Raw genomic sequence first — 16,913 nt, 5'->3', positions numbered from 1 at the left:
CGCTGCTTGTTAGCGGGATCTCTTGTTAGCGCCGCGGCGGTATGACGTAGGACTGCTGTCATTCTGCTACTTGTTAGCGGATGAGATACCGCGAATGAATCGCGATATGACGGTTCGCGGTGGCATGATGTAGGACTGCTGTGACACCATTATAGAATGAACCAGTGTCAGCTACTTGCATAGAAAATGTTTATGACTAATTTTTAGATCAAACATGGAATTTCGACAAACTTAACTTTTTTGTGAGACTGTTCAGCAATAATAAATAAATTGAGAGGAAAGGTTATGGCAATAAAAAAGGAAAAGTTTTTTGAAATAATAAATGAGGTAAGCAAGAGTGAAGGTTTAAATGAGAATAATTTACTTGAAAGAATAGGAAATGAGTTAGAAAAGATAAACTCACAAGAGCATACAACACATAATATGTATAGTGATTTAAAAAAAAGTGGGCGGTTAAAAGATAAGATCTTCAGTATATTAAATTCAGGCAAAACTGTAAATTGTATGTTGTTACATCTTGCTGTGGAATGTAACAGTGTACCAATAGTAAAACTCCTACTAGCAAAGGGAGTAAAAGTTAATGAACCAATATATGAACTTGATGAAGCTAAGTCTAAGCTAACTGCTTTGCACATTGCTGCTTTGCATGGTCATCAAGAGATAGTTCAGCTTTTATTGAATAATGACGCAAATCCTTTACTAAAAGATAGTCAAGGCCGAACTCCAAGGGATATTGTCGGTGATGTAAAAGGTAAAAAGGCTATAATAAAAATGTTAGAGGAAGGAGAACAACGTTATGCTGAGACAAGAGCTACGAGAAGACAACCTTATAGACAAGGCACTTTACCGCAGCCTAATAATAAAACTCCAGGAAATTTAGCTGTGAACGGAAATAACGCAACTGCTGCAGTGCAAGCATGTAATGCAAGAGATCAGGAAGAGAACAACGGAACTACACCAAACAACAGAAAAATCTATGTACAAGATGAGGATGAACAGACTTCTTCAAACTCAATCATTAATGAAAACAATACAGACAAAGTAGATGATACATTAGAAAGAGAACAGGCTCTAAGAGAAAGAAATGCTGTGGAGCAAAAGTTGCAAGAGGTAGAACAAAGACTTGCCAATAATCAGAAGCGCATAGAACAAACCGGTCATAATCAACATTCGGAACAATACGGTGCTACATATAATGGTGAACAGACCTTTTTAAATAAAAGTAATAGTGGCGATAGTGGAATATATTTTGATGCAGATGAATCTGAAGCTTTAGGCCAATCTATATTAGAAAATGGAGAAGACATTAATGCACAAGATAAAGATGGCATGACCCCTTTACATTGGGCTGTTGCAGATAACAATAAAGAATTAGCAAAACTTTTGATAAAACATAGAGCAGATGTTGATGCACGAAATAGAGATAAACATACCCCTTTACATTATGCTGCTGTGCATGGTTATGTAGAGATTGCAAAGTATCTAATAGATAATGGAGCAAATGTTAATGCACAAGATCAAGATGAACATATCCCTTTATACTTTGCTGTTACAAATGACAATAAAGAATTAGCAAAACTTTTGATAAAACATGGAGCACATCGCTCATTGATAAAGGATGAAGGCCTAATAGATAGACTAAATAGTATGTGTGGTCAGCTATCTGAGGTTGTACCTAGTACCTTTTCTCATTCCAAAACACACAACGCAACGGAAACTCCAGAAAAAGCAGAAAAGGTTGAAAAACGTAAAGCTAAGTTAAAAGAATTACGTACTCAGCTAAAGGATGAGCAGAAAAAGAATGAATTGCTAAAACAAAAAATACAAGATCTAGAAAGTGAAAAAGCAACGCTTAAGGATAAATTAGACAAAACAGAAAGTCAGCATTCTAAAACAGAAGTGTTGTTAGAAAAAGCGCAAAAAGAACTAGAAGAATCAAAAAGTTGTATAGCTGGATATGGGACTAAGTTGAAAGAATTCAATAAAGAGAATGAATCACTAAGACAAGAAATACAAGATCTAGAAAGTGAAAACACAACACTTAAGGGTGAACTAGGCAAAACAAAAACTAAAACAAATGAAGTGTCGCTAGAAAAAGCAGGAAAAAGACAAATGAGTTTCTTAAAAGTTGCTTCTGTGAATCTTGTAACTATGTTAACAGTAGGTGCTACTCTCAGTATTGCTTTCGACTTGTCTGTTCTACCAATAATTGTAGTTTTTGTAACATCTGCATTGATAGCTAGCGGCGTTACATATGCAATATCAACGAAACCTACCACTGAATTGAAAGAAGTGGATATTCAAGGTTCAGCGCAACATGGTGTTTGTAAAACTTAGCACCCACAGTTGTACGAACATTGCAATTTGCAGATGCAAGTAGCTGACACTGGAATCTATAACTAACCCAATAAAGGTTTCCCAGCAGTCCTACGTCATACCGCCGCGAACCGTCATACCGTCACGGTATCTCTTAGCATAGATCCCGCTAACAAGCAGCGGGATGACGAATTTGTTGTTTTTCAAATTGTAGGTAAACCTAAGCCACTTTAGCTATAGTAAAAAGTATTTGCAAGTTACACAGTAGTGTGAATTTTTTACTTTGGTAGTTTTTTTATTACAGTTATAATCATAAAAGTAGTTGAGTTTAATTAATATGAAAACTTTTACGAAAAACTCTAAGAGTAATGGAAAAAAGCTGGAGGAGTTTAATAAGGAAATTGAAGATATAACAACTATAGCTCAAGATAAATTTGCACATGAACTTGAAAATATCGCATATGACAGTGTGCAAAAATTTCGCAGTCTGCTTGCTAAAGAGTTAAACTCCACCTTCAATAATATTCATTCTCAAAATGTCAATCTACTAAAATCTAGCCTAGTTGAATATGCTATAAGTTCAAATTTTATCAACAAAAAAGGAGAAACAGCTTTAATACGTTCTCTTCTTAATATATTCATACGATAAAGCACTCAGAGTTGTTGCTGCGCCAATCTAACTTAATGTTGAATGCAAGCTGTATAGCTAAAGTAAGTAAGATTTGCCCCACGCTGTCACGAGGTAAACCTTACTTATTCTAGCTATATCAAAAAGGAGGGTTATTATGTCAATAAGATCTACTTCACCAAGAATATCTGTGCAACGTAAATCTAAGCTTAAATCTTTTCCGGTTACTTTAGAAGAGGTTAAATCTTTTTTACGCATTGAGAACGACCAGGATGATAAGTTGATTTCAGATCTAATTTTTATGGCTACTGATTATGCTGAGTGGCATATGGAAAAGTCACTAGTAAAGCAAACATGGCAAGTTTCATATGAAGATTATGTACCTCGTAGGATCTATTTAAGCTATGGCCCTGTGAGTAAGATAGTATTGGCTACTGCAATGATGTCTAAAAATCAAGAGAAGAGAACACTTAAGTATTATTTTAGTGATGTAGGGGGCTACGTTGAGTTTTTCAATTGTTTGAATGCAATAAGAGTTGATGTTGTATACGAAGCTGGTTATGACAATGTTCCTGAGCAGATAAAACTAGGTATTATGCGGCATGTTTCTGCTCTTTACAAAAATCGTGAATCGGAGGTAAGTAGCCATTTGTCTGAAGTGAAGAAGGTATATTCTCCGTTTCGCGAACCAAAGGTTGTGTTGTAGCTCTTTCTTGTCATCCAAACTGGGCTACTACGTCATACCGTTACGGATAGATCCCGCTAACAAGCAGCGGGATGACGAGTTTCTATATATCTTTTGAGGGTTAATCATGAAAAAAATTCAAGCTATAAACGAGTTGTACAATAGCATTTATGAAGCACTAAAAGCAAATTCTGATTTAAGAAAATATGTTACTAACATTTATGACTACTTACCTAAACAGGTCACCATTCCTTACTTGAGATTGCGTGCAGTGAATTATAGCAACCTGCATATGCTGTCCAATTTTGCTACAAAGGCAAGATTTTCATGCGACATATATACTTATCATATAGACAGTATGTTTGCCATTATAAGGCATATTAACTTGATACTTAAGAGCATTGAAGGTTTTAATAATGAGGCCATTTTAGAAAGTAATTGTGCTATGGATCAGCACGATGAAATTTTACATTCAACAATTAATTTTGATATTTTAATAAAAGGAGGTGATAATGAGCAAATTACAGCTAAAAATTAAAGATCATGACAATAATTTTATTGTGTTAAATAATATACGAAACCTAAGGTTTACTTTGCGTAATAACAGAGAAGAGGTGAGAGATATTTCTTCTTTTGGCTGGAGGAAAGTATTGGATTCTGCTGGAAGCAGACATATTACGATAAAAATTAATGGAATTTTAGACTCTGTATTAGCTGATGAATTATTACGTAATTCTGCTATGCTAAACTCTAATAATGATTATGAAATTAGTTTTAATGCTAAGGAAAAGATAAGGCTTAGGTGTTCAGTTGAATTGTATGAGAGGTATTATGATCCTGTTACTTTTGACAGCTTTACTGTAGTTTTAACTAGTGCTGAAGTTGTAAACGCTTTTCATTAATGTTAATTTAATTTTTTCATATACAATAGTAACTGGTGAGAATTTTAACTAAATTAAAAAAAATCATGAACGACAAAGACCTTTTCGAGGAAGACGGTGATGATATTGAAGAAAATAACGATGATAAAAGAGAGAAAAGTTTAGAAAATGAAAATCAGCAAAATCAAGAAGAACAACATAAAGAGGAAGATAAGCAATACATAATACAGTATATTCAAGACTATTTGAAAGTTTTTGAGGATATTCTAAATCAGATCGACGAAGGAATTGATAATTCGGATAGTTACGAAAGGACTATGCAAATAAAGCGAAGCATAGACAGGCTCATAGAGACTTTATATAGTCAGGCTGCGTCCGAAGATATTGATGCAGAATTTGAAACTACCAAACACACTCGCGATAAATCAGAATCTATGAAAAGAGTTAGAGAAAAGAGAAGAAAGCAAGTGATAGAAGAAGTATTAAGTAGCATGTTTGCCCAGCAACAAAAGGAGCTAATGAACGCTAAACACTTAAGTCATGGACATGAAACAGCAAAAGATGGGGATGTCCACGAAGCAAAGGAAAAAGTGAAGTCTTCAATCAGGGGAGTGTTGTTTTCGGTGATTGCTCATAGGATGGATCCAAGAAGGAGGGCAGGGGAAACTGCTGACGGTAACGAAAAGCAAGCTCATATACATGGCAGGGAAGCAGTTGGTGGAGCTTTAGGTGCATTGTTAAAAACGTTTTTAACAGCAGTTATTGCCGTTGTGCGTGAAATTGCTAAGCCACTTCAGAAACCGGAAACATCTTTTGCAAAACAAGTTGAAGAAAGCAGAAACGCAGATTCACAAAAGGGTCGATCTGTGTAGATTTCTCCTTGTAATAATCTTTCGATTCTACTGTCTGTTAATTCAAATTAGGGTTATAAAATTTTAGAAGCCAGCTCTTATATAACCAATTTATAGCAAGAAATTACGATACAAAAATCAGCGTCCGTTAGAAAATAAACATAACACAGGGTGATAGAGTTGCCCCTATCCATAAGCGTCAGTTAAGCTCAAAATTGTAAGCTTAAAATATGGTTGAATAATTATTAATAATAGTATATAATTATTAACGTTTTTCAGGCATTTTGTTATGGGTGCGCCAAGTAAGCGTTTAGAATACAGTTGGTGAAAATCCAACTGACCTTACCCAGAAAAAGTGGAGAGAAAGTTTGGAATGTTTTTTACAAAAAGAATGATGCATCAAATTGTTCTGGAATGCAATAGTTAATAGTGACGTTGTTTGTTATAAAAAATTTCTATGTATTCAAATATTGCAGTTCTAGTTTGTTGAGCAGAGTGTTGTGAAGTATCAATAAGTATTTCTCTTTTCAATGAGCTAAAGAAGCTTTCTGCAACAGAATTGTCGTAACAACAGCCTTTATTACTCATCTATATTCTTTACAGCTAAGAGATATTGATACCCTTGCGCAGTATATTGTGAACCTTGGTCACTGTGCAGCAGTAGATTTTTAACAGGTTTACGCCTATTAATGGCCATTAATAAAGAGTCCATAACCAATTGTTTATTTATTGAACTGCTCATTAACTACCATGCGTGAATATAGATCGATTATTGTTGCCAAATATAGCCATCCTTCTTTGGTTTTTATATAAGTAATCCCATACTTTATTTGGTTGATCGACAATAAAGTTTTGGTCTAATATATTGGGAGCTACTGTCCGTTTGTTGTTTCTTAATTTTAAATTTTCTTCTCAATATAGCCTGAATACCATTTTTCTGCATAATACTTTGCACTGTTTTTAAGTTGCAACTTTTACCCAAAGCCTTTAATTCAGCATGAATTTTAGGAGCTCCATATCTACATTTAGAAGCTTGATATATTTTTTGAATATCTGCTAATAACTCTTTATTTGCTGATTCTCTACTGCTTATTTTTCTTGTGGTCCACTTATATAGCTCTTTCCATAAAAGTCCGGATGTGATAGGATAAGGGTAGATGATGATAAGGAGGTTGAATGCCAGCAGCATATAGTTATGATTTAAGAAAAAAAGCAATGGAAGCGCTAGACGAAGGAGAAAGCAGAGAAACAGTGGCAGCAAGATTTAAGATTGGACGAACTACTTTATGGGAGTGGCAGCAAAGAAGAAAAGAAACAGGAGACTTTCAATCAAAAAAACTTGGAAATGGGGGTTACAATCACAAAATTACCGACTGGGATACCTTTGCCAAATTTGCCAGAGAACACGGAGGAAAGACTCTATCGGAAATGGCTAAACTTTGGAACAACGTTAGTATCCAAACGATCTATCGAGCCCTTAAAAAAATTGGATTTACGCGCAAAAAAAGACATATGGATACAAGGAAAGAAACGAAGAAAAACGTGCTGAATTTTTGAAAATTATAGCGATAAAAGAACCTAAAAACTTAGTGTATATAGATGAGTCTGGCATTGATAACACCGAAGACTACCCCTACGGATATTGCCAGAAAGGACAGCGGTTTTATGCCTTAAAATCTGGAAAGAAAACTCAACGAATCAGTATGGTTGCAGCCTTAAGTGAAAGAAAGATAGTTGTTCCGTTAACCTTTGAAGGCCACTGTAATATGGATGTTTTTAATGGATGGTTTGAGCAATTTTTGACACCGATCTTGGAACCTGGACAGACTGTCATTCTTGACAATGCTACTTTTCATAAGTCTGATAAGATTATCGAGCTTGCTAAAGGGGTTGGTGCAGAAATTTTGTATCTGCCGCCTTATTCTCCAGATTTCAACAAAATTGAGCATCATTGGTTTGCTATAAAAAACAGAGCCAGGAAAAACATTCCTCTATTCGAATCCTTTCGTCGTGCTGTTGATTCTGCCTTCCTATGACCTGTTCGGACTATTATGAGAAATGCTATAACTATTGCATTCCAGAACAATTTGATGCATCATTCTTTTTGTAAAAAACATTCCAAACTTTCTCTCCACTTTTTCTGGGTAAGGTCATTTTTGCCTTGACCAAGAAAAAATTCAGCTATTGCCTTACTTTCTCTTGCAACAACTTCTTCCTTAACAATTTTTCCTTTCTCATCAACGATACTTATAAAAGTTTCTTTTAGTGAGATCGCTATAATATTCCATGAGACTGCTCCTACTAATAAAAGTTTAAATTATTTTTGAAGAACTTATTCTACTGAATTCGTTACTTCGTGCTAAAATAATGGACTCCATCATTCAACAGCAATTACAGTATGTTTACCCTTTTTCTTGTTATTTTTCTAATCTATAGCTAGCGTTCAAAACCATATTCGAAAATACGTTTTCGGATTTTTTTTAATGCTGTTTATTTCATCCTCAACATCGTCTCTACCTTTATGAACTAAGTAGCAGCATTAAAAATTATAACGTACCCCTATCTCTAGAGTTACATCTGGTATTTGTTTTGCTTTTATACCACTTAGTTGCCCACCCATGGTCATACCAACTGCACCAATTATCTGCGGAGTAATTTCATAATCAACACCTAACTTTAGTTTATAGGAAATAGAACTCAGTATTTTATCTACTACAGATGAACCAGCAGCTTCACCACCTGATTCTGGAGCACCTTGTGTTTCTTCTTCCTTTTCTTTTTCTTCTTGTGAACTATCGCCATCACCATCAACTGTATCACTAACACCAAAGCCAAAAGGTGTTATTTGGAGATATCCTCCTAAACCTCCGCTGACATATAGTTTAACGGGATCAATATCAAGGTCAGGATAGAAGCGGTAGTTTGCCAATAAGCTAGCTCCTATGCTCTTTAATGACTTAATATTACTGAGAACCTCAAGTTCAAATTTAGAGTTTTGGTCATAATGGTAACCAAGAACAACACCAGGTTTCATTTTAAAGCCACCACCCCAACCAGCACCAAAGTTTAAACCTGCATAGTATAGCCTTTCTTATAATAGTCCGAATGCGATAAGATATGTGTTTATGGCTATAGCAGGCCAGTAGCATATTACGGTCTGTTCGGATTATTGTAAAAAGAGCTATACTTATCTTCTGACTTACTTGCACTATTACTAGCTGCACCTGCTAGAGATGAAGTAAGCAACACAGCCAAAACGCACAATCTCTTTATTTTCATATAACTCCTCATACAAAAAAATATATAATGCATAAGTATATATCCTTTATATTAAAAAAGATATAACTACATGTCAAAAAAAGTATAGCCATAAAATCAGATTATATAAAACGTACTACTCAGGTCTTTTATATAACTATATTTACTATCTTATTTGGTACAGCATATACAGTGCGAACTTTGCTTTGATCGATCTTACTGGACACAGAGTCTATCGCTATTTTCTTCAATTCTTCTTGAGGTAAGTTAATTGCCACCTTGATTGTTGTACGTAATTTTCCATTGATTTGCACTGCTATAGTTACCGTATCGTCAACTAATAATGATTCATCAGCTCTTGGCCAAGGTTGACCTCCTATTTCTTGCCATAGGCTTTCAGCTAGATGTGGTATGAATGGTTCGATTACTCTGATTAATATACATATACCTTCATCAATAAGAGATTTTCCAGTTTTTACGTCTATTTCAGCTATTAAATTCGTCATCTCACGAAATTTTGCCACTACACAGTTTAATCTGCAGTTTTCCAAGTCATCTGTAAGTCCGTGTAAGAGTTTATGAATTTTTTTTCTGTACTCTAGAAGTCCACCCGTAACATTTTCATTATCATAGTGTATATTTACAGGTCTTAGCTGCATGACCATACGCCACAATTTATTTACATAACGAGAACAACCTTCCACGCCATCATCGGACCATTCCATATCTTTCTCCGGAGGAGTGTCGGACAACACAAACAAGCGAGCAGTATCAGCACCATACTTTTCTATGATAAAGTTTGGGTCAACTGTATTCTTTTTCGATTTGCTCATTTTTTCAACTTTGCCCACTTGAACTTTTGCACCTCGCGCTATTAATTCTTTTGCTTCTGCGGGAAATAGCCACTTACCATTTTCGTCTTTATAAGTTGCATGGCAGACCATTCCTTGAGTGATTAAAGTAGAGAAAGGCTCTTTAATATCAAAATAGCCACATTTGGTTAAAGCACGGCAGAAAAATCTTGAATAAAGCAAATGCAGAATTGCATGTTCTATCCCACCTATATAATAATCAACAGGCATAAAACGATTACATGCATCTTTGTCTATTGATTTATCTTCACTACAGAATGCAGCAAAATACCAGGAAGATTCAAAAAAGGTGTCGAATGTATCAGTTTCACGCTCTGCTTGCTTTCCGCACTTTGGACAATCAACAAATTTCCAAGTTGGGTGCTTATCCAGCGGATTGCCACCACTTGTAAATTCTACATCTATTGGTAGAACTACAGGAAGGTCTTTTTCTGGCACTGGAACAGTTCCGCAATCTTTGCAATATATGATAGGTATAGGGCATCCCCAATAACGCTGCCTTGAAACTCCCCAATCGTACAAACGATAGTTTATTGTTTTTTTGCCTATTTTTTTTTCTTCAAATTTTTTAACTATGGCTTCCTTTGCTTCACTAACCATTAATCCGTTTAAGAATTCGGAGTTAAACATTGTCCCGTCTCCAGTATACGCCTCCTTTGTCATCTGAGTAGCTTGACACTGGGATCCATTGTAAGAATTCTGGTCACGCGCTGGAATGACACCTAAGTGGGCTGAAGAAATAACGGGAATTATCGGCAAATTATATTTCTGTGCAAATTCAAAGTCACGCTGATCATGTGCAGGGCAACCAAAAATCGCGCCTTCCCCATATTCCATCAACACAAAATTCGCTATGTAAAGCGGCAATTCCTTATCAAGAAATGGATGTTTGACGTTTAATCCGGTGTAAACTCCTATTTTTTCATCGTTCTCTCTTTTCGATTTTATTTCCTGGATCCCAGTGTCAAGCACTGGGATGACAACAGAAGAACCATTCTTTAAATCCTGCACAATAGGGTGCTCTGCTGCCACTGCACAAAAAGAAGCCCCAAACAAAGTATGAGGATAAGTTGTAAAAACTTTTAATTTCTTATTCAGGCCAACTACTTCAAACTCTATAGTTGCTCCTTCAGATTTTCCTATCCAACGCTCCTGCATTGTTTTGACTTTTTCTGGCCAATTTTTCAAACTTTGCAGGCACTTGAGTAAATCTTCAGCGAAATCAGTAATCTTTAAAAACCATTGGGACAACTTACGTTTTTCAACAACTGCACCTGATCGCCATCCTTTTCCATCAACCACCTGTTCATTTGCAAGCACTGTTTGGTCCACTGGATCCCAGTTAACCCATGATTCTTTTCGATAGGCAAGCCCATGCTTTAAAAAATCCAGGAAAAATTTTTGTTCGTGTTTGTAATAATCAGGCTCACATGTGGAGAGTTCACGCTCCCAATTATAAGAAAGACCTATAGATTTCAACTGTGTACGCATATTATCTATATTCTCTTTTGTCCATGTTTCGGGGCTAATATTGTTATCCCTTGCTGCATTCTCAGCTGGTAATCCAAACGCATCCCAGCCAATTGGATGCAAAACCTCAAATCCATTAGCTCTCTTGTAACGCGCTATCACATCCCCTATTGCATAGTTACGTAAGTGTCCCATATGAATTTTACCAGATGGATATGGAAACATTTCCAACACGTAACACTTTTCTTGTTTACCACTCTTGCTTACAGAAAAATCCCATTTATCTTGATAAAATTTTTCAACACTTTTAAAATCATATTTCATATAAATCCAAATTCAATTACAGTTCATATGCATCAAAGGATCAACCGCTTGGCCATTATGTCGTATTGTGAAACACATCTGTGGATCTTTATCTTGTGTGCTTGATTTACCTGCAGATCCAATTACTTGACCTTGCTTTACTTTATCGCCAATTTCAACATGTATGTTTTTTAAATAGGAGTACACAGTCATGTAATTATCTTTGTGTTCCACTATAATTAAATTCCCATACCATCTCAGCCCTTTGCCTACATATATCACTTTGCCTGGTGCAGAGGAAACTACGTTCGTTCCATTTTGAGCAGCAATTTTTATGCCATCCTTACACATTTCATCAGAAGAGGTAGCTGAACCTTTAACTGGCATTACAAATTTACAATTTACCCCCACATTTTGTGTATTATTGTTATCTTTGTATATCCTATTTATGATGGCTTTTCTACTTTCTTTTTGCACTGAAGGCTCCCTAATTAAATGGTACTCTCTTGTATATTCCAGATCTCTTTTTCCGTAAAATTCTTCGCCTTTAAGCAGCACAGGTGCAGGTTTTTGCAGGCCACAGCCTATTAATATTGCTAATAACATAAGAAATGAGGCTATATGCCACATTTTAAACTCTCACAAAACTCCAAAATTTTAGCGAGACGTAGTGTTTCACGCCTGCTTGTTACTTTCCTCGTTATTTATTTTACTAGTTAAATAGTCCCTCAAATCGGTGAGTTCTTGCAACAAATTCTTTGTGACTTTTATATCATTACCAAATTCTTTTTGCACTCCTTTTATTGTATATCCTTTATCATATAGCATGTATTTTACTTTCTTTATGGCCTCTATACACTTGCGATCATATAGCCTTCTTCCTTTACGCTTTGTAGGCTTAATTTGATGAAATTGACCTTCCCAAAATCTCAAAACATGCTGTTCCAAATGTAGCTCTTCAGCTACTTCCCCAATCGTATAAAATAATTTTTCCTTGTTCATTAATTATTGATTGATTTTTTTATAATTTTTGAAGGCCTAAAAGAAACTAAATTTCTTGCCTGAATCATCACTTTCTCCGATGTATTTGGTATATTTCCTGGTCTTTCCTTCTTTTTCTTAACCAAGAATGTTCCAAATGACGATATTTTTACTATTCCATCCTTTACCAAGCTTGTCTTTATTTCGTCCAATATATCATCTATTATCGAAACAGAGTCTTCCTTTGATAATCCTATTTCTTGGTTTATATCTCCAGCTATCGTTGCCTTAGTTACTGTTGTGTCTTTTGTTGTAACGTGATCCATTATTGATAAATATTACAATACGTAAATATAATATAGCAATCGACTCGAGATTCAGCTACTTTATTTTTTAGAGTATGTCTCTTTTGTTGCATAATTTAAAATACCGGCAACTATCAATATCGCAAATATTGCAAAAAGTGCCATTTTATGATCTGTAAAAAGTGCTAACATTGACACTATAACTCCACTGCCAATAAACATAAATCCATTGATAATGGATGATGATGTGCTGATGTATTTTCGTTTCACAATCTCGCTGCCGACAGTAAAATTAAGCATATGTCCTCCCGCAAAAAACCCGAACATTAACATACAAAAGTACACAACGTGGACTGTTAAATGGCTGTATAGTAAAATAATAATTGAGACGCCTTGCAATAAAGCAAAAGCAGAAATTACATGTTTCCTATTTTTAAATAAGTTTGAGATTCGATCTGCAATTGGAGCACCAACTGCAAGACCAAGCCATAGTATTGCAGTTGCTATACCTGACTCCATTGCATTGAGTTCTGAGTTGCCCAGTAACCTTAGAGCCCACAAGGTATTAAGTGCTAAAAATGTTCCAAAAGTAATAGCACCCACCACTGAAGTTATCCAGATATCTCTTAATTTTAGCACTGTTAATATAGAGCACATTACTGTCTTCATAGAGCTTTTTATTGTGCGCTTTTCTGAGCTGCTTTCTGGAAGTGTGTTTGGACAAAAAAGCGTAAGTACAAATATCAACACACCAAATAGTATTATGCATACAATCAGATTTTTCCAATATGCATCTTCGGCAAGCAAGTTAGAGAACAGTATTTGAATTACCAAAGCAGAAAGGCTTGAAATTGTCTGCACTAGTGAAAACATTAGTCCAAATTGGGCAGCGGAAAAACATATGCTACTTGTGTGAGCAGCACCAATAAAACCAAATGATGCTCCAGTTGCAATCAACACTTGAGACAAAATCAAATGGGAGAAATTGTCACTATTAATAAGGACAAAAAACCCCAAGATCATAGTTGATAACGAGAAAAAATAAATTTTTTTACTGGAAAAAACATTAAACGTTGCTCCACTAAAAAATTGTAAGATGGCGAAAGTCCAAGTATATGCTGAATTAGCCAGTGCAACTTGCGCGATTTTAAGTCCAAGTTCCTTTTCGAGATTTACACTTATAAAGGTATAAATTATCTGCATGTTGCTGAATATAACAACCAAGTTACTAATCAGCCAAATGAACCAAGCCTTAGCTCTGCTTTCCATAAGATTTATTTTTATAAGTAATCTATTAGAAATTTAACACTAAGTCTCTTTTTAAGCTATTGTTTCCTGACTACTGTTATAGCTAACCCAAAAAACGGTTTCCCTACGTCATGCCGCCGCGGTATCTCTTAGCCGCTAACAAGCAGCGGGATGACGATTGTCAGGGTGTCATCCCAGCGCCCCTATGATGTCATCCGAGTAGCCAACACTGGTTTCCATCCAAGACGGTGTCATTCCAGTGCTTGACACTGGAATCCAGACTTTAATTGTTATACTTGTAAATAATCTGGTGAAAATAAACGTTCATCTCAAAATGCAGTATTTTTGTTGAAATAGCTCAACTGGATCCCAGTGTCTGGGCACTGGGATGACACCATAGGAGGCTACTTGGATGACAAAAAAAGGAGCACTGGGATGACAGCAGTCCTACGTCATACCGCCGCGGTATCTCTAGATCCCGCTAACAAGCAGCGGGATGACGAGCTTATCGTCACGCCGCCACGAACCGTCATACCGCGATTCATTCGCGGTATCTCAGCCGCTAACAAGTAGCGGGATGACGGTTGTCAGGGTGTCATGAAAGTAGCTGACACTGGAATCCAGAAAAAAAGAAATATGTATCAGCTACTTTCATTTGCTGCGCCTCGAAAATAAACGTTCATGTAGCTAAGCCATAAATCCAGTATAAAGACCTTTAATCATTGGCTTCGTAGTACTTCTCAACCAACTTATTAAGTAACCTTACACCAAAACCTACTGCTCCTCTTGGACAAATGTCAGTATCTTTCTCGTGCCAAGCAGTGCCTGCGATATCTAAATGTGCCCAGCAAGTTTCATTCACAAAACGCTGTAAAAACTGTGCAGCCATTATGCTATCTCCACCAGAGCCTGCAGGAGCGATGTTTTGAACATCAGCAATCGGTGAATCAATAATTTTGTCATAAGTTTCATTCATAGGAAAACGCCATAACTTCTCATTTACTTCATTTCCTGCATCAATCAGACGGTTTGCTAATTCATCATTATTTGAAAAAAGACCAGCATATTCGTTATTTCCAAGTGCAACCACTATAGCACCAGTTAAAGTTGCAAGATCAATCATAAATTTTGGTGAGAATCTATCTTGCGTATACCATAAAGCATCTGCAAGTATGAGCCTTCCTTCTGCATCGGTGTTCAACACTTCTATTGTTTGTCCAGACATTGAAGTTACTACATCACTTGGTCTTTGAGCATTACCACCCACTGCATTTTCTGCAAGTGCGACCACGCCAATTGCATTTACTTTTGCTTTTCGTCCTGCTAAAGCATGCATCACCCCAACCACAGTAGCAGAGCCTGCCATGTCATATTTCATCGACTCCATACCACGTGAAGGTTTGAGTGATACTCCACCAGTGTCAAACGTTATACCTTTACCAACAAAAGCTATAGGCTTTTGTTCTTTAGAAGCTCCATTCCATTTTATCACTACTAATTTTGGTTCTTTACTACTTCCTTGTGCAACTCCAAGCAAGGCTCCCATTTTTTTCTCTTCCATCTGCTTTTTATCAAGCACCTCGATTTCAAGGCCAAGCTTAGTAAGTTCTTTTTTTATATGATTAGCATAGGATTCTGGATATAGAATGTTAGGAGGCTCTGTTATAAAAGAGCGCGCAAGGAATATACTCTCACCTTCTTGCCTTAAGTGCTCAAATGATCTTTCAGCATTACTTAATTGTTCATCTTTTACTAATACGGTAATCTCCTCTACCTCTGTAATTTTCTCATCCTTTTTAGTTTTATACTTATCAAACTTAAAACTACGCAGAAACGCACCATATGCAACATTTGCTGCACTACCTTCGATTAAAACCGCTGCTTTTTTAATTTTTAATCTGCTTAGCTCACAATATATTTTACCACCAATATTTAATTCTTTATTTTCATTCCATTCATCCTTCTTACCCAGTCCAACAACTATAACATTTTTTTCTTCTGGCAAAGCAGTAGAGAAAAATTCACCAAAACTTCCATTGAAATCGCTAAATTGCTTTATATTATCTATGACCTGTTTTCCTTGCAAAACTCCGCCATCATTTACGGTTTCGTTGTCTTCAAATAAACCCATTACTATTGTTTTAAAATCGGGCGAAATTTTAGAAATTGTTATTTTCATTGCTGGTATCTCCGTTGCAAATAATTGTAAACTGTACATAAAACATAGCAAAAACATCAGTAAGATATTTTTCATATACATCCTAAGTACAATAACACTTAAGTTTACTATGGACTCCCTTACATGCAAGGTTTTTTATCTTTTATTAGAGAACTTATTATATCCGCCCAAGGTAATGTTAAACGTATAGGTTTTTATGACCTGATCACTGTAAGTAAATGGTGTTATGAGAAGGCTTGCAAGCCCATTACTAACAAAATCTTCAAGAACAGGATCAGCGCAATTATCGCAATTATGGTCAGCAAAAAACATTTGCGTTGTGAATTCTGGAAAATCCGGATGTTGAACTAGAAAGTTGATATGTGGAGCTCTATCACCAATTTTACCAGGTGCTATCGTAATAAAATTATAATAGCCAAGATTATTCACTACAAACCTTCCTGATCCAGCAAAATTCAGATCATCCTCTATATTCTTATCGTAATGGTTCACGCCGCGTGAATTCGCGTGCCATATAGAAACTACAGCATTTTGTATTGGTAAGCAGTTTATATCAGTAATTCTACCCACTATGTGTATTAATTCCCCTATTGCACTATTTGGAGAACCAGGTTTCCTTCTTAAATTGTTTGAAGAGCTAAAATTTTTTGGCCTTGCATCAAGGTCATATATTTCCGGAGTTTTAATGCAGTTGAGCAAAACAGGATCAGCTGCAAATAGCGGCAAACTGAATATCATTTGTACTAAAAGTGCTAACAAGATATTTTTCACATTCATTTCATTTATAATAGACTTCTTGCATAACCATATAACAAACTTTTATTGGAAATAGAAACGAAAAAACTTGCTTGACACCCTTCGCCAGCCCCCTTATCATGAAACTGAAGGTATGTATGGTCCCAGAGTGTGATGGTGTGGATTTAGTATAAATAATTC

15 protein-coding genes and 2 pseudogenes are annotated in these 16,913 nt (G+C 35.9%); 7 read left to right on the top strand and 10 right to left on the bottom strand.

Annotated elements, in window-relative coordinates; all coding sequences use genetic code 11:
* Positions 1-285: 285 nt before the first annotated feature.
* The 6 genes from DEF52_RS00480 (at position 286) to DEF52_RS00455 (ending at position 5,382) form a co-directional block, all read left to right on the top strand.
* A complete protein-coding gene (locus DEF52_RS00480) occupies positions 286-2,337 on the top strand; it encodes an ankyrin repeat domain-containing protein (protein WP_151807565.1) in 2,052 nt (683 codons plus the stop codon).
* Positions 2,338-2,653: 316 nt separating this feature from the next.
* Positions 2,654-2,965 (top strand): ECH_0659 family protein, encoded by a 312-nt coding sequence (locus DEF52_RS00475; RefSeq protein WP_151807564.1) that lies wholly within the window; start codon positions 2,654-2,656, stop codon positions 2,963-2,965.
* Between the two features lie 136 nt (positions 2,966-3,101).
* On the top strand, positions 3,102-3,650 hold the full coding sequence (locus DEF52_RS00470; RefSeq protein ID WP_151807563.1) for a head-tail connector protein: 549 nt from the start codon (positions 3,102-3,104) through the stop codon (positions 3,648-3,650).
* Positions 3,651-3,756: 106 nt separating this feature from the next.
* Complete coding sequence (gene gp17 / locus DEF52_RS00465; RefSeq protein WP_151807562.1) at positions 3,757-4,167, top strand: tail completion protein gp17; 411 nt, start codon at positions 3,757-3,759, stop codon at positions 4,165-4,167.
* The gene (locus DEF52_RS00460; protein ID WP_151807561.1) at positions 4,142-4,531 is read left to right on the top strand and encodes a phage tail tube protein; all 390 of its coding nucleotides are present in this window, start codon (positions 4,142-4,144) and stop codon (positions 4,529-4,531) included. Before gp17 ends, DEF52_RS00460 begins: the two co-directional genes overlap by 26 nt.
* Before the next feature lie 65 nt (positions 4,532-4,596).
* The gene (locus DEF52_RS00455) at positions 4,597-5,382 is read left to right on the top strand and encodes a hypothetical protein (RefSeq protein ID WP_151807560.1); all 786 of its coding nucleotides are present in this window, start codon (positions 4,597-4,599) and stop codon (positions 5,380-5,382) included.
* Positions 5,383-5,741: 359 nt separating this feature from the next.
* Here the strand turns inward: DEF52_RS00455 and DEF52_RS06950 are convergent.
* Positions 5,742-6,475 (bottom strand): annotated as a pseudogene (locus tag DEF52_RS06950) (IS3 family transposase); the annotation flags it as partial.
* A gap of 62 nt (positions 6,476-6,537) precedes the next feature.
* On the opposite strand from DEF52_RS06950, the gene DEF52_RS00440 reads away from it, so the two are divergent.
* Positions 6,538-7,397 (top strand): IS630 family transposase gene (locus DEF52_RS00440; protein WP_151807558.1). Its coding sequence is split into 2 segments (ribosomal slippage): positions 6,538-6,862 and positions 6,862-7,397, totalling 861 coding nucleotides; the frame shifts between segments, so codons are not numbered across the junction.
* A 503-nt stretch (positions 7,398-7,900) separates the two neighbouring features.
* On the opposite strand, the pseudogene DEF52_RS00435 reads toward DEF52_RS00440, so the two are convergent.
* From DEF52_RS00435 to DEF52_RS00400, 9 genes and pseudogenes are all read right to left on the bottom strand, one after another.
* Positions 7,901-8,443 (bottom strand): annotated as a pseudogene (locus DEF52_RS00435) (hypothetical protein); the annotation flags it as partial.
* Positions 8,444-8,511: 68 nt separating this feature from the next.
* Entirely contained in the window at positions 8,512-8,640 is a 129-nt protein-coding gene (locus tag DEF52_RS06700; protein ID WP_272897543.1) for a hypothetical protein, read from the bottom strand.
* Positions 8,641-8,768: 128 nt separating this feature from the next.
* On the bottom strand, positions 8,769-11,285 hold the full coding sequence (gene leuS, locus DEF52_RS00430; protein WP_151807557.1) for a leucine--tRNA ligase: 2,517 nt from the start codon (positions 11,283-11,285) through the stop codon (positions 8,769-8,771).
* 12 nt (positions 11,286-11,297) lie between these two features.
* A complete protein-coding gene (locus DEF52_RS00425; RefSeq protein ID WP_006279879.1) occupies positions 11,298-11,894 on the bottom strand; it encodes a murein hydrolase activator EnvC family protein in 597 nt (198 codons plus the stop codon).
* Positions 11,895-11,939: 45 nt separating this feature from the next.
* Entirely contained in the window at positions 11,940-12,266 is a 327-nt protein-coding gene (locus DEF52_RS00420; RefSeq protein ID WP_006279880.1) for a MerR family transcriptional regulator, read from the bottom strand.
* The gene (locus tag DEF52_RS00415) at positions 12,266-12,571 is read right to left on the bottom strand and encodes an integration host factor subunit alpha (protein WP_151807556.1); all 306 of its coding nucleotides are present in this window, start codon (positions 12,569-12,571) and stop codon (positions 12,266-12,268) included. Before DEF52_RS00415 ends, DEF52_RS00420 begins: the two co-directional genes overlap by 1 nt.
* Before the next feature lie 60 nt (positions 12,572-12,631).
* A complete protein-coding gene (locus DEF52_RS00410) occupies positions 12,632-13,819 on the bottom strand; it encodes an MFS transporter (protein ID WP_151807555.1) in 1,188 nt (395 codons plus the stop codon).
* Positions 13,820-14,513: 694 nt separating this feature from the next.
* Positions 14,514-16,016, bottom strand: coding sequence for a leucyl aminopeptidase (locus DEF52_RS00405; RefSeq protein WP_179951350.1), 1,503 nt, complete (start codon positions 16,014-16,016; stop codon positions 14,514-14,516).
* A gap of 96 nt (positions 16,017-16,112) precedes the next feature.
* A complete protein-coding gene (locus tag DEF52_RS00400; protein ID WP_010962336.1) occupies positions 16,113-16,754 on the bottom strand; it encodes a protocatechuate 3,4-dioxygenase in 642 nt (213 codons plus the stop codon).
* Between the last annotated feature and the right edge of the window lie 159 nt (positions 16,755-16,913).

This window comes from Wolbachia endosymbiont of Nasonia oneida (assembly GCF_009012935.1).
In the GTDB taxonomy this organism is placed as follows: domain Bacteria; phylum Pseudomonadota; class Alphaproteobacteria; order Rickettsiales; family Anaplasmataceae; genus Wolbachia; species Wolbachia pipientis.
This window is presented reverse-complemented; position numbering and strand designations above follow the sequence as displayed.